This window comes from Roseomonas chloroacetimidivorans (assembly GCF_049629625.1).
GTDB lineage: Bacteria > Pseudomonadota > Alphaproteobacteria > Acetobacterales > Acetobacteraceae > Roseomonas > Roseomonas chloroacetimidivorans.
This window is the reverse complement of the sequence record NZ_JBNBZS010000062.1, coordinates 19625-32747: the sequence shown is the minus strand read 5'-3', so window position 1 is coordinate 32747 and position 13123 is coordinate 19625. Positions and strand designations below refer to the sequence as shown.

Annotated in this window: 10 protein-coding genes; 5 read left to right on the top strand and 5 right to left on the bottom strand. The window is 67.7% G+C overall.

Features of this window, described 5'->3' with window-relative positions; translation table 11 throughout:
• Positions 1–192 precede the first annotated feature (192 nt).
• From sorB to ACO1BU_RS27735, 3 genes are all read right to left on the bottom strand, one after another.
• The gene (gene sorB / locus ACO1BU_RS27745) at positions 193–504 is read right to left on the bottom strand and encodes a SorB family sulfite dehydrogenase c-type cytochrome subunit (protein ID WP_424139204.1); all 312 of its coding nucleotides are present in this window, start codon (positions 502–504) and stop codon (positions 193–195) included.
• Between the two features lie 11 nt (positions 505–515).
• A complete protein-coding gene (sorA, locus tag ACO1BU_RS27740; protein ID WP_481133246.1) occupies positions 516–1721 on the bottom strand; it encodes a SorA family sulfite dehydrogenase catalytic subunit in 1206 nt (401 codons plus the stop codon).
• A gap of 239 nt (positions 1722–1960) precedes the next feature.
• Positions 1961–3280, bottom strand: coding sequence for an LLM class flavin-dependent oxidoreductase (locus ACO1BU_RS27735; RefSeq protein ID WP_424139202.1), 1320 nt, complete (start codon positions 3278–3280; stop codon positions 1961–1963).
• Positions 3281–3633: 353 nt separating this feature from the next.
• Here ACO1BU_RS27735 and acnA point away from each other — a divergent pair, with 353 nt between their 5' ends.
• A complete protein-coding gene (acnA, locus tag ACO1BU_RS27730) occupies positions 3634–6264 on the top strand; it encodes an aconitate hydratase AcnA (protein ID WP_424139201.1) in 2631 nt (876 codons plus the stop codon).
• Between the two features lie 144 nt (positions 6265–6408).
• Here the strand turns inward: acnA and ACO1BU_RS27725 are convergent, their stop codons facing one another.
• A complete protein-coding gene (locus ACO1BU_RS27725) occupies positions 6409–7503 on the bottom strand; it encodes a mandelate racemase/muconate lactonizing enzyme family protein (protein WP_424139200.1) in 1095 nt (364 codons plus the stop codon).
• Positions 7504–7572: 69 nt separating this feature from the next.
• Between ACO1BU_RS27725 and ACO1BU_RS27720 the strand changes: the two genes are divergently transcribed.
• The 4 genes from ACO1BU_RS27720 to ACO1BU_RS27705 all read left to right on the top strand — a co-directional run bounded on the left by ACO1BU_RS27720 (position 7573) and on the right by ACO1BU_RS27705 (position 11642).
• On the top strand, positions 7573–8352 hold the full coding sequence (locus ACO1BU_RS27720) for an IclR family transcriptional regulator (protein ID WP_424139199.1): 780 nt from the start codon (positions 7573–7575) through the stop codon (positions 8350–8352).
• Positions 8353–8669: 317 nt separating this feature from the next.
• Positions 8670–9626 carry a Bug family tripartite tricarboxylate transporter substrate binding protein gene (locus ACO1BU_RS27715; RefSeq protein WP_424139198.1) on the top strand — a complete coding sequence of 319 codons (957 nt, stop codon included), beginning with the start codon at positions 8670–8672 and terminating at the stop codon, positions 9624–9626.
• On the top strand, positions 9623–10129 hold the full coding sequence (locus ACO1BU_RS27710; protein WP_424139197.1) for a tripartite tricarboxylate transporter TctB family protein: 507 nt from the start codon (positions 9623–9625) through the stop codon (positions 10127–10129). Before ACO1BU_RS27715 ends, ACO1BU_RS27710 begins: the two co-directional genes overlap by 4 nt.
• Before the next feature lie 40 nt (positions 10130–10169).
• The gene (locus ACO1BU_RS27705) at positions 10170–11642 is read left to right on the top strand and encodes a tripartite tricarboxylate transporter permease (protein ID WP_424139196.1); all 1473 of its coding nucleotides are present in this window, start codon (positions 10170–10172) and stop codon (positions 11640–11642) included.
• Positions 11643–11728: 86 nt separating this feature from the next.
• Here the strand turns inward: ACO1BU_RS27705 and ACO1BU_RS27700 are convergent, their stop codons facing one another.
• The gene (locus tag ACO1BU_RS27700; protein ID WP_424139207.1) at positions 11729–13075 is read right to left on the bottom strand and encodes an ISKra4 family transposase; all 1347 of its coding nucleotides are present in this window, start codon (positions 13073–13075) and stop codon (positions 11729–11731) included.
• Positions 13076–13123 lie beyond the last annotated feature (48 nt).

Here is a 13123-nt window from a genome sequence, read left to right as displayed (position 1 = left end):
CTCCAGGTTCGCTGCGCCGTCTACAACGGCACGCTCGGCACCGGTTTCGGCCAGCGCTTCTCGGCTGCCAACGACTGTCACCCGCAAGCGGCCATCGTCGCCTGACCCCCAGTTTCGCGGCAGTCCCGCCGGACGGTTGGATCCGGACGACCCCGACCTCGTCCTGGACCGTTATAGGAGCTTCAACGCCCCTCATCGCCCGTAAGTAGCGGTGAGATAATCCACGATCGGCTTCACGTCCGACTCCTGGATCGGCGCGCCGTAGACATGGCGCATCTTGGTCACCTCTGCCGTCCAGAAGTCGCGCGGATCACGCTGGTTACGGGGCTGCGTCGAAATGTAATCCGCAGAGTGGCAGGCCGCGCAATTCGCTTGTGCCACGTCCTGTCCCGGCCCAGGAGCCAGCTCCGCGGTCTCCTCCGGCAGCTCATACTCGATTGGCTTCGCCGTGGCCGAGGCGGCCAGGCCCGCGGCCAGGGCGGCCGCCATGATGAATGCACGCATGTTCGCCCCCTTCACGCCGCCGTCACGGTCACTGTCTCGACGACGTTGCGCATGTAGCCCGGTGGGTTCCATCGCGCCTCCAGCGGCTGGGTACCGCCATCGCGGCCGGTGGCGCGCGACATGAGCCGATGCTCGCCCGCCGGCAGGCGCAGGCCAGCCTCAAATGCCCGGAAGGAGTAGTTGCCGAGATCTTCGCCGAGTCGCGCCACCGTCCAGTGCTGCCCGCCATCCGGGGAGACCTCGACACGGGCAATGCCCGAGCCGCCATCAAAGGCAAAACCCTTCACGACGATGTCGCGGTCTGCCGCAACCCGCCCGGCCGCAGCGGGTGCGGTTATGAAGCTGCGGACATTGTATCGCCCGATCGGACGGGTCTTCGGCGCCGCTGCACCGGGCTCGACGCAGGCGCAGTCATTGTCCGGAATGCGGTAGGCCGTGGTCATCCAGAAGCTGTCGGACGGCTTGTCGAGCACGGTGATCTCGTGCAGGTGCTTCACCCAGTAGGTGCCGTAGTAGCCGGGCACCACTAGGCGCAGCGGGTAGCCGTTCAGCACCGGCAAGTCCGTGCCGTTCATGCCCCAGGCGAGCATAACCTCACCATCGCGTGCATGGTCGATCCCAAGGGCCTTCGTGAAGTCCGGCGTGTCGGTAAACACTGGCTCGTCCAGTCCGTTGAAGCTCACCTGCACGGCGCCAGCGGCAACACCTGCGCGGTCCAGCACCGCCTTGAGTGGCACGCCGCGCCAACGCGCATTGCCCATCAGCCCATTCGCGGCCTGCCCGCCGGCAACGCGCGGCTCGAAGAAGCCGCGGCTGTTCCCGGAACACTGGTTCACGGCAACGATCTCCCTTGCTCCCGGAAGCGCCTTGATGTCGGCCAGAGAGAGTGAGAGCGACCGCTGGACCTTGCCCTTCACCGTCACTCGGTAGGTGTCCGGGTCGAGGTTCTGCGGTGGAGTGTTGCCCGCGAGGTGGTATCGCACGAAGAAGGCGTCGTTCGGGGTAATGACACTCTCGCCGTAGACAGAGAACGGCGTCTCAAGCTGTGGTGGACGAGAGGTCAGCCGGATCATGGGCCGTTTCTGCGGGTAACGGACCAGCGGTCGTTCGCCGTTCTCGAAGGGCAAATTCACTGTCTCGGCCCGAGCCCCCGACGCTGCACCCAAACCGATTGCCGCGCCAGCCTGCAGCGCGCGTCGCCGACTGATGGTGTACATCCGTTCGTTACCTCCCTTTGGTCGCGTCTAAGGCCGCGTTGATGCAGTCTTCTCGAACCGCGCCGGGTGCCACCCGACCAGCGAACATTGCATAAGGAAATTGCTCGTCATTCTGCCCGCCTACCCGGCCCGTCGACCGACGGTACCGGGCACGGTAACCGCCGCTATGCCGAAATGCGAGGGGGTGCCGTCGTGCGACGCTGCCGGCCCGCCGCGATTGGCGGCGGGCAGAGCAGTGCTCAAGCGGCCGGCCGGTCGAGCCCGTATTGCTCGCGCAGCGTGCTGCCGGAATATTCCGTACGGAACCGGCCGCGCTTCTGCAGGATCGGAACCACCTGCTCGACGAAGACGTCGAGCATCATCGGTAGCACCGGCGGCATGACGTTGAAGCCGTCAGCGGCGCCGGTGTCGATCCAATCCTCCATCAGATCGGCGATCTGCTCGGGCGTGCCCAGGGTGACGAAGTGGCCGCGGGCGCCGGCCATGTAGTTCAGCAGCTGCCGCAAGGTAAACTTCTCGCGCTCCACCAGAGCGATGATGACCTCGGTGCGGCTGCGCGCCGCCTGGACGGTGGCGGGATCGGGAAAGTCGGCGGCGGTTAGCGGGCGGTCCAGCGGCAGGGCGGAGAAGTCATGCCCGCCGAACCGACCGGAAAGCCGCTTACGTCCCACCTCCGGGTCCGACAGCTCGGACAGCTCCTTCCAGATGCGCTCGGCCTCGGCCTCGGTGCCGCCGATCACCGGGCTCAAACCGGGCAGGATCAGAGCCTGTTCCGGCTTGCGGCCGGCCGCGACCACCTGCCGCTTCAGGTCGGTGTAGAATTCCTGCGCCTTGGCCTTCTCCATCTGCGCGGTGAACACCGCCTCGGCGTAACGGGCGGCGAAGGCGCGGCCGGTCTCGGACGACCCGGCCTGCACGAGCACCGGGCGCCCCTGCGGCCCGCGCGGGATGTTGAGTGGCCCGGCGACGCGGTAATGCGCGCTGCTGTAATCAATTGGATGGATCCGCGCAGCATTCGCGTACTGGCCGGTCGCGCGGTTATCGAGCACCGCGTCGTCCGCCCAGCTGTCCCAAAGCGCGGTCACTGCATGCATGAACTCGTCGGCGCGCGCATACCGGTCCGAATGGGTAACTTGGCTGTCGTCGCCGTAGTTGCGCGCCGCCGCCGCGAGCCAGGAGGTGACGATGTTCCAGCCGACGCGACCATTGCTGATATGATCGAGGGAGGCGAATTGCCTGGCGAGGTTGTAGGGCTCAGTATAGGTGGTCGAGCAGGTGCCAATCAGGCCGATCCGCTCAGTCACTGCCGCCAGGGCCGCCAGCGTTGTCACCGGCTCCAGCCAGGCGCGCGGAGCGTTCGCCACATCCTCGGCGAGTGCGAGCGTGTCGGCCAGGAAGACGGAATCGAACAGCCCCGCCTCAGCCTTGCGCGCCAGGTCCTGGTAGTAGCGGATATCCGTCAGAGGCAGGGGCGAGGAGGCGGGATGGCGCCACGCGGCCTCGTGATGGCCGCGGCCGTGAATGAACAGGTTCAGGTGCAGTTGTCGCTTGATGCTCATCGATCGGTCTCCAGCCAGATTCTGCGGGCACATGCCGGCGTGCATGCGCGATGTGCCATTCGGTACAGCATTCGTTCTTGTCCTCCCCGCGCGGGGCCGTTCCCGGCGGGATCCCGCTCTTCGCGATCGCCTTGGGGCAATTACCGGGGGGCCGGTCGCCCTTAGGGCCGACCGGCCAGGGCCGTCCTTGGCCGAAGCCTTCCCGGCCCGACCAACCCCAGTCCTGCCGTCCCCGGCTGGCCTTGCGTTGATAAAGGCAGGTCGCAATCGAACAAAATGGACCATTGGTTCAAAATCCACGAGTGTGCTGTAAGCCGGTGCCGGTGGATTTGCAACCGTTGTGGAGGCCCCTAATGACGGCGCGACGCAGTTTGACCGTGCATGGCACGGAGTACGACATCGCCTGCCTGCGCAGCGCGCTGGCCGAAACCGGCGGGCCGGAGCGGCTGCCCGCCTCCATCTGCATCTTGTTGGAGATGCTGCTGCGCGCGCAAGATTTCGAATTCGCATCGCCGGTGCTGGCAGCGCTGCGAGGCTGGCCGCGTCCGCAGCCGTTATCTGTGCCGTTCCGCCCGGCACGCGTGCTGCTGCAGGACTACACCGGCATTCCGGTCCTGGTGGATCTGGCGGCGTTGCAGCAGGAGGCGGCGGAGCGCGGGTTGCCGCGGGACAGCTTCCGCTGCGTGGTACAGTCCGACCTGATCATCGACCATTCGCTTTCGGTCGACGTCTCGGCGGACCCCGGCGCGGCACAGGCAAACGCCGCGGCGGAGATGGCGCGCAACCGCGAGCGCTTCACCTTCCTGAAATGGGCCGAACAGGCGTTTCCCGGCCTGCACCTGTTCCCGCCGGGCTCCGGCATCTGCCATCAGATCAACATGGAGCGGCTGGCAACCGTGGTCGCGGCCTCGCCGCCGGATGCCACGGGCCGGCGCCTCGCACGGCCGGACACGGTACTTGGGGCCGATAGCCATACCACCACGATCAACGGCCTAGGTGTACTGGGCTGGGGAGTCGGTGGGCTGGAGGCGCTGACCGCGCTGTTGGGCAATCCGGTAACCATGGCGCTGCCCGACGTGCTGGGCGTGCGCCTAGTCGGCGCGCTGCCTGATGGTACGACTGCGACCGACCTCGTGCTCTCTCTGGTGCAGCGCCTGCGCACGGCGAAGGTGGTTGGTCGCTTCGTCGAGTTCTTCGGGCCGGGTCTGGCCGAGCTTCCGGCTGCGCATCGGGCAACGGTGGCGAACATGGCGCCCGAAGCCGGCGCGACCTGCCTCTTCTTTCCGGTGGACGCGGAGACGCTGCGCTATCTGTCACTGACCGGCCGCACGGCGGCGCAGATCGCATTGGTCGAGTCCTATTGCCGCGCGCAGGGCCTCTGGCGGGAGGCGGACGCAGTGCCGGAATTTGCCGAGACGATCGAGTTCGACCTGTCGGTGGTCGGACCGAGCCTGGCCGGGCCTGGCCGGCCGGAGCAGCACCTGACCCTGTCCGCAGCGGCCCGGCTGACGCGCAGCCTAGCCGGCGATGCGGCCAGTGCCGTCGCCAACAGCACGGCCAACGACGCAGCCGCTGCCCCGGAGCTGCAACCGGGCGACGTGGTGCTCGCCGCGATCACCAGTTGCACCAACACCGCCAATGCCCACAGCGTGATGACCGCCGGGCTGCTGGCGCGCAACGCCGTATGCGCTGGCCTCACCGTGCCGCCCTGGGTGAAGACTTCCTTCGCGCCAGGCAGCCGGGCGGTGGCGGAGTACCTGCGCCGCTCGGGCCTACAGGAGGCGCTCGACACACTCGGCTTCGGCATTGTCGGCTTCGGCTGCACCACCTGTATCGGCAACGCCGGGCCGCTGAAGCCGGGCATTGAGCAGGCCTTGGCAGCGCGGAACGTTGCCGTCAGCGCCGTGTTGTCGGGCAACCGCAACTTCGCGAACCGCGTTCATCCCGCCATTCCCAGCAATTTTCTCGCCTCGCCAGCGTTGGTGGTGGCCTATGCGCTGGCCGGCTCGACGGCCGTGGACTTGACGACCGAGCCGATCGGCATCGGGCGGGACGGGCGCGCGGTGACGCTGTCCCACCTATGGCCCAGCCGGCAGGAGATCGAAGCGGCGATGGCGGCTGCGGTTGGGCCGGAGGCCTTCCATGCCGAGCAGGAGGCGCGTGCGGGCTGGGGCGACATCGATCCGCCGCCCGGGCCTTCCCCCTGGCATCTGGATCCGACGACGGTGCGCCGCCCGCCGATCGAGCCCGCCGACCCGTCCACCCGTCGGGGCACGCTGCGGGGCCTACGCATCCTCGGCATGTTCGGCGACAAGGTCACGACCGACCACATCTCGCCCGCCTCCCCAATCCGCCCCGGCACGCCGGCGGGCGACGACCTGCTCGCCCAGGGCGTCGCCCGTGACCGGCTGCACACCTTCGGCGCGCGGCGTGGGAACTGGGCGACGATGCTGCTGGGCGCCTTCACCAACCCGGATCTGCATAACGAGATGACGCCCGGCCTGCCCGGCGCGATGACGCGGCACTGGCCGGACGGCGCCGTCATGTCGATGCAGGAGGCGGCCCGGCATTACCGCGCGGACGGCACCGGGCTCGTGCTGGTGGCCGGGCGGGAATACGGCACCGGGTCCTCGCGCGACGACGCGGCCAAGAGCACTCGCTTTCTCGGCGTCGTCGCGGTGATCGCGGAGAGCTTCGAGCGCATCCACCGGGCTAACCTGCTGGCCATGGGCGTGCTGCCGCTGGCCTTCCCCGTTGGGATTGGCCGCGCTGCCCTGGGCTGGACGGGGGAGGAGGTGCTGGAACTCGACCTCTCAGAGCTGACCGGACTTGGGGCGAGCGTGCCATGCCACGTGGCCGGCCAGGAGCAGACACTGCTTCTGACCCCACGGATCGAGACAGAAGAGGAGTTGGCCTTCTGGCGCGCTGGCGGGCTGATGCCCTTCCTGCTGGACCGGGCCGAGGCTGCCGCCCGCGCTGGGTAGCGGGCGCCCTTCTGGCGAGGAAGGCGGGTGCGGGCCGACCGGCGGCCAGGGCTGGCGTGGTGCCGCGCCAGCGCGGTGTTTGAGCCGTGACACCCAGCGGGCGGTGGCGCTGCCGCCGGCCCGCCCCACCGGCCCCGGCTTGGCTCAGGCGCTGAACTCGGCTTCCGTTCGGCGCGCGACGGAGGCCGGATCGAGCCGGGGCACGAAGCCGGCTGGGATTTCGATATTCGGCCCGCGCGCCGGCAGCGCTTCGGCGAGCAGTCCCTCGTTCAGCTTCTGAAAGCCATTAAACTCGCCGGCGCCGTAGATGCGGCCCTCGCCGGCCATTGCCTCCATCCAGCCGGAGAGGTCGGCGCCCAGCCCGTCGCCCAACACCGCCCCCATTCCATGCGCGCGGACCGCCTCCAGCGCCGCAATCAAGCGGCCCAGGCCGGAGAAGCGCTTCAACTTCACCTTGCAGAACCGGACGTTCGGGATATCCCCGGCCCGCGCGATGTCGGCGAGCGAGCAGATCGGCTCATCCAGCATCAGCGGAACAGGGGAGGCGGCGGCGACGGCGGCGTTGTCGTCCCAGGCATCGGTCGGGCAGGGCTGCTCGAACAGCTCGATCCCCTCTGGGTCCAGCCCACGCACGAAGGCGAGCGCTTGCGCCCGGTCGAAGCCGCGATTGGCGTCCAGGCGCAGTGTCACCCGGCTCCGCGCGCAGTCCTGGATGTGGCGCACCCGTGCCAGATCTGCCTGCACGTCCTTGCCCACCTTCACCTTCAGTGTCGGGTAGCCCTGCTCCACCCAGCGCTCCATCTCGGCCGCGATCGCGTCCGGCTCCGTCGCCGCCATCGGTGCCAGTAGGGCGTGACGCACGGTGTGCGTGGTGGTCAGCGCCCGGTGCTGACCTAGCATTTCCAGTGCGGTGACGATGGCGGAGGCGGCAGCAGGGCTACGGTGCGCTTCCGCGAGCACGCGAGCGCGCGCTTCGGCAACTGGCAACCCTGGCAGGCCTGGCATCATCTCCGTGCAGAAGGCCCAGCCTCCCTCCCGAGTCTCCTTACTGGAGCCTGGGGAGATATGAGCTTCCCCCAGCCCGAGGCGGCCGTCGGCATTGCGCGCCTCAACGAGGAACGGTTCGAATTCGTCAAAAGTGCGGTACGACAGTCGGTAGGGCGTGTGCAGGGACACGCGGACGCGGCGTAGATGCAGGGAGCGTACGATTTCATCCGGAGCGAGTAGATCCTGTTCCATGCCTTGAAGCCCCCTACAGCCGTGACACCGGCCCTGCCCGTATCATATATCGGACCTATGCATCAACATATGAACCATCTTGAGCAGCCCAATGGCAACACGTCCTCCACCGTGCGCAAGGCGCTGGATATCCTGGAATGTGTCGCGACCTCGGCCTCCGGGATGACGCTGGCGCACATCACGCGGGCGACGGAGCTCAACAAGGCGACGACCGTGCGCCTGTGCGCGACGCTGGAAGATGCGGGCTTCCTTGAGCGCGATTCGCACATGGTCTACCGGCTGGGGCGGCGGGTGTGGCAGCTCGGCCAAGTCTACCGCCAGCAATACGGGTTCGAGGACATCGTGCGCCCGATGGTTGCGGCGCTGCGCGATGCCACCGGGGAGAGCGCGTCCTTCTACGTGCGCGAGGGGGCTGAGCGTGTGTGCTTGATCCGCGAGAACTCCCGCCACATCGTGCGCCACCACGTCGACGAGGGCGCGCGCTTCGATGTGGCGCACGGCGTGGTCGGGCGGGTGCTGCTCGCTTTCTCCGGCGCCCCAGGGGCCGAGATGGAGGGCATTCGCAAGGCGGGCCACCTGTCCGCCGGCGGGCGCGAGCCGGATACGGCCTCCGTCGCCGCCCCGGTGCTGGACGGCGGCGGGCAACTGATCGGCGCCGTCGTGGTGTCCGGCCCGCTGTCGCGCTTCGACGAGGCGCAGCAGGCCGCCGCGCTGGAACTGGTGCTCGCCACCTGCCGGTCGATGGAGGCCGCGCTGCCCGGGCGGCCAGGGACGGGCAGCAGGGAGGCGCGCGACCCACCCCGGAGGCGGGCGGGCCGGACGGCTCGGGCCGAGGCGCGAGGGGAATAGGGCGGTTTCCGCGCCCATCCGCGCCCCCCATTCGCGCACATCAGTACCCGATCGGGCGAGGCTAACCAATTGGAACCCGGTAGGGGGTCAGCGTTAGGGCCCAGGACGGGGCCAAGATTGCCGTGCCAGACCCCGCCCGGGCGACGGCGCCCCCTCGCGGCGAGGCGGGGCAGGGTATGCGCCGCGCAGACACGTTCAGGATTTGGACCACTGGTCCATAAATTTCTTGCGTCGCGGGTCGCCTACGCTATCGTTCGGCGAAGGCAGCGGAGCAATCCGCGCTCCAGGGAGGAACACTTTCATTGCAAATCTCGCGATTGCTCCGACTTCTCGCCGCATTCTGCCTGTTGGCCAGCCTCACGCCGTCTGCGCGCGCGGCGGATCCATCGACCGTTCGCTACCTGCTGCACGTCTCCCCCGGCGGCGCGACGGACGTGCTGGCGCGCAAGCTCGCTAACGAGCTGCAAAAGATCACCGGCCAGACCTTTGTCGTTGAAAACCGACCCGGCGGGCGTGGAGCATCGCAGCTCTCTGAACTGCGCCGCGCACCGCACGACGGCTCGGTGATCGGGGCGGTGACGAACACGCATATCGCCGCCTTCAACCAGACGCTGCGATCCTACAACGTCGATAGTTTCGACTGGATCGCGAAGCTGGCCTACGAGCCCTATCTGTTCGTCGTCCGCGCAGACAGCCCAATTAAGTCAATGACTGATCTGGTCGACAGCGTGAGGGCGGCGTCGCCGCACATGGTGATCGCCGGGTTCGCGCGCGGCTCGGGGAGCCATCTCGCGTGGGAGATGTTCATGCATGCCTCCCACCTTGACGACAAGTTGGTCAACTGGGTTCCCTACGACAGCGTGGGCGAGGGAGTGACGGCGGTGCTCGGCGGCCACGGCGCGGTGACGATCGCCTATCTCGACCTTATCAAGGACTACGTGACCGCGGGGCAGCTTCGTGTCATTGGGGTGATGACTGACCACCGCCTGCAGGAACTTCCCGATGCGCCGACAATAAAGGAGCAGGGCCTCGACGTCCCCTCAGGCTGGGAGCAGTGGCGCGGCGTTATCGGGCCGAAGAATATGCCCGCCGACGTGAAGCAGCGGCTTGCGGCGGCGATCCAAAAGGCGCTGCAGTCGCCCGACCTGCAAGAGTACATCAGGTCCTCGTCCCTGGTCGCCGACTTCATGGGGCCCGAGGATTTCACCAGTTTCGCGCACGCGCAGAACGCCGCCACTATCGACTGGCTTAAGCGCCTGGGAATGGGCCGGTGAGCGCGCCGGAGATGACCGAGTTGCTCGCCGAGCCGGCCGCGCCCGCCGAGGTGCCGGCGCGGCTACCGGGCCCTCTGATGAACGCCATCGGCGGCTTGTTGTTACTGGCCTTGGCGGTGTGGCTGTGGATAGGCGCGTCCGATATCGACGGCACCGGCACCGGCATGATGACACCGGACGGATTCCCGCGTCTGGTCGCGGTGCTGCTCGGCCTGTCCTCCCTGCTGCTGGTGCTGCAGTCCTGCCGCGCGGCGCTGACGGGCGGGATGCCGGCCGCGGTCGTGCCGCGGCACCTGCCGGTGGTCGGCGCAATCGTCCTGATCGCGGTCTATCCGGCGATGATTGTCCACCTTGGCTTCTACCTCGCCACCGCCGTCTGGATGGCCCCCTTCCTGCTGCTGGCCGGTATGCGCAGTCCGGTCGGGATCGGCGCCAGCATCGTCGGTTTCCTTCTATTCACCAAGGTCCTGTTCGACATGGTCCTTGGCACTCCAATGCCCTGAGGTCGCCATGTTGGACGGGTTCTCTCAAGCAGTGTCCGCGATGGCGGGGTGGGACGTCCTGCTCGGCCTCGCCCTGGGCATCATCGTCGGCTACACGGTCGGCAGCATGCCCGGGCTGACCTCCAGCATTGGCATCGCGCTGATGGTGCCGTTCACCTTCTCGATGTCGCCGGTGATGTCGATAACCCTGCTGGTGACGCTGTACATGGCGACGGAATACGCCGGCGCGATTCCGGCGATCCTGGTGAACACACCGGGCGTGCCGGCGGCGGCGATCACGGCGCTCGACGGCTATCCAATGCGATTGCGCGGGGAGGCTGGTACGGCGCTGACAATCTCCATCCTCAGCGCCGCCTTCGGGTCTATCATCAGCACGCTGCTGCTGATCGTCACCGCCACCTGGATCGCCTCCTTCGCGCTGGCGTTCGGCCCGGTCGAGTATTTCGCTTTGGCGTTGCTGGGGTTGAGCCTGGTCTCCTCCCTCGCCAGCGGCTCGATGCTGAAGGGGTTCATCGGCCTGTTTTTTGGTCTCGCGGTCGGCGTGATCGGCACCGATCCGGTGGACGGCGTGCCCCGCTACGTGCTGTCGGATGACATGCTCAGCGGCATTCCATTCCTTCCGGCGCTGATCGGGCTGTTCGCGCTCTCGGGCGTGTTCGGCATGATTGAGACAGCATACCAGCGACCCGCTCCGGTCAAGCGTGTGCCGGGCGTGTCCGGCCAGTTCAGCATGATGCGCCCGCATCTGCTACCGCTGATCCGCAGCACGCTGATCGGCTATATCGTGAGCGTCATTCCCGGCCATGGCGCGACCATCGCCTCCATGGTTGCCTACGCGGTGCAGAAGCGCCTCTCGCGCAATCCGCAGAGCTTCGGGCAAGGTAACCCCGAAGGTCTGGTGGCGGCAGAGAGCGCGGCCAACGCCTCCGTACCCGGTGCACTCGCGCCGATGCTGTCGCTGGGCATCCCCGGTTCTGCCAGCACCGCGGTGCTGATCGGTGCGCTGACCCTGCACGGCGTGCAGCCCGGACCGTTGCTGTTCGACCGCCATCCGGAAATCCCGTTCTCGATCTTCATCTCCATGGCGGTAACGATGCCGTTCATGGTGCTACTCGGCCTCTGCGGCGTGCGGCTGTGGGTGCTGGTGACGCAGGTGCCGAAAAGCCTGATTGCGACGCTGGTGGGGGCGATGTGCCTGCTGGGCAGCTACGCCTCCCAGAACGATGTCTTCGCGATCTGGACGACGGTGTTCTTCGGTATCTCCGGCTATGGACTGAAGAAGATTGGCATCCATCCGGCGCCGATCGTGCTGGCGCTGGTGCTGGGGTATCTGACGGAATCCAATCTGCGGCGGGCGCTGTTCGCCTCCAACGGCGACTGGATGCCGTTCCTGACGCACCCGATCTCGCTCGTCTGTCTGGCAGCAGCCGCGGTAACGCTGCTGCTGCCGCTGATCCGGAGCGCTGCCCCGGGGCACGCCCTTGACGGCCACGGCGCGGCACACGTGCCGTGAGACGAGTGTACGCAGCGCATTGGCAGCGCGAAGGCGTGACGTGAGTACGGAACATGCCTCCACCGGGACTGCCGCGAAACTGGGGGTCAGGCGACGATGGCCGCTTGCGGGTGACAGTCGTTGGCAGCCGAGATGCGCTGGCCGAAACCGGTGCCGAGCGTGCCGTTGTAGACGGCGCAGCGAAGCTGGAGCAGCCGATCGGCGCCGCGTCGTGACCAGCGCATCCCCTGCGACTTGTTCATGCGGCGGTTCACCAGGAAGTTGGCCGTGCCTTCGGTCAGCGCCGTGCCGACCCGCAACCCAGCCCGGTGCCGCTCGCCGTAGTTGACGAGCCAGTCGCTCTGCCCGATGAGGTAGCCGTCCAGCGCCCGCAACGCGGTCCACAGCTTGCGCGAGGGCGCGATGGACCTGTGGCTGCCGGGCTCGCCCCGGAAGTGGTGCATGACCGCGCGGATGCGATCGATGCTGATCCCGGCATCCTTGGCCTTGCCGTTCCACAGCCGCCAGCGCAGGCGCTCGACCTCTTCGACGATCACCGCCTTCGCAACCGCGCGCTCCGGATCGTCGGACGACAGGGCTCCGGCAATCTGCATCAGATGTTGCAGCCGCATGGCAACATGGAACCAGTCCAGGATCGGGAGCCCATCAACGCCTGCTCTGATGAGGATGCGCCGCAGCCCGGGACAGCCATCGGTGAACGCCGTCAGCGCCGTGCCCTCGGTGCGTCCGACCGCGTCGATGCTGCGGCGGATCAGCACAGCGGGATCCGTGTCGGTCTTGGCAACAGCACCGAAGACCTGCCGTCTTCCGGTCGTCGTCTCGACATTGCCGATCCGGACCTCGAGGTGCCGCTCGCCCTCCTCGCAGCTCCGGATGAAGGTCGAGTCCAAGGTCACCACGATCGCCTCGGCAGGCGAGGCCGGCTCGGCTGTCGCCGGCACCGGCAGGCTCTCGGCGACCTTAAAGGTGTGACGGCGCAAGATCTCGGGATCAGTGCCTGCGTCCACCGGGAACAGCTGCGCCAACATTTCGGCGGCGGTCCGGTAGGTCATCAGCGCGGAAAACTGCGCCCGCAGCCGATCCATCTCTGGGGTCGAGCGGGCGTGCGATGGCCATCCCACGCCGGCTTCGGTCGCGCCGCATCCGCCGCAGCGAAAGCGAGGCAGCCGAACCCTGGCCTGGCCGAACAGCGTCGCAATCCCGTGCTGGCGGTGGTCCTTCACTCGGCACACACTACCGCAGCCGCGGCACCCCGGACGGCGCGCGGCATGGATCCGGGCCTGCGTTGCGACGATCTCCCGCTGGACGCCGGCCAGCAGCCGTTTGCCCTCGGCCAAGGTCAGGCCCAGGCTGGCTAGATCGGTGAGGTCGTCAGGCTTGGCGATCCGCATGACATCGGTGCTGTGTTCCTCGCCCTCGGCCCCGATGCTCACCAGCTTCACGATCCAGGCCACGCTATCTCTACCTCGACGGAAAAATAG

Bases quoted from the DNA above. Each gene is read 5' to 3' on its own strand.
- ACO1BU_RS27735 (WP_424139202.1), bottom strand. From the start codon at position 3,280: ATGAGCATCAAGCGACAACTGCACCTGAACCTGTTCATTCACGGCCGC.
- sorA (WP_481133246.1), bottom strand. From the start codon at position 1,721: ATGTACACCATCAGTCGGCGACGCGCGCTGCAGGCTGGCGCGGCAATC.
- acnA (WP_424139201.1), top strand. From the start codon at position 3,634: ATGACGGCGCGACGCAGTTTGACCGTGCATGGCACGGAGTACGACATC.
- ACO1BU_RS27725 (WP_424139200.1), bottom strand. From the start codon at position 7,503: ATGGAACAGGATCTACTCGCTCCGGATGAAATCGTACGCTCCCTGCAT.
- sorB (WP_424139204.1), bottom strand. From the start codon at position 504: ATGCGTGCATTCATCATGGCGGCCGCCCTGGCCGCGGGCCTGGCCGCC.
- ACO1BU_RS27705 (WP_424139196.1), top strand. From the start codon at position 10,170: ATGGCGGGGTGGGACGTCCTGCTCGGCCTCGCCCTGGGCATCATCGTC.
- ACO1BU_RS27720 (WP_424139199.1), top strand. From the start codon at position 7,573: ATGAACCATCTTGAGCAGCCCAATGGCAACACGTCCTCCACCGTGCGC.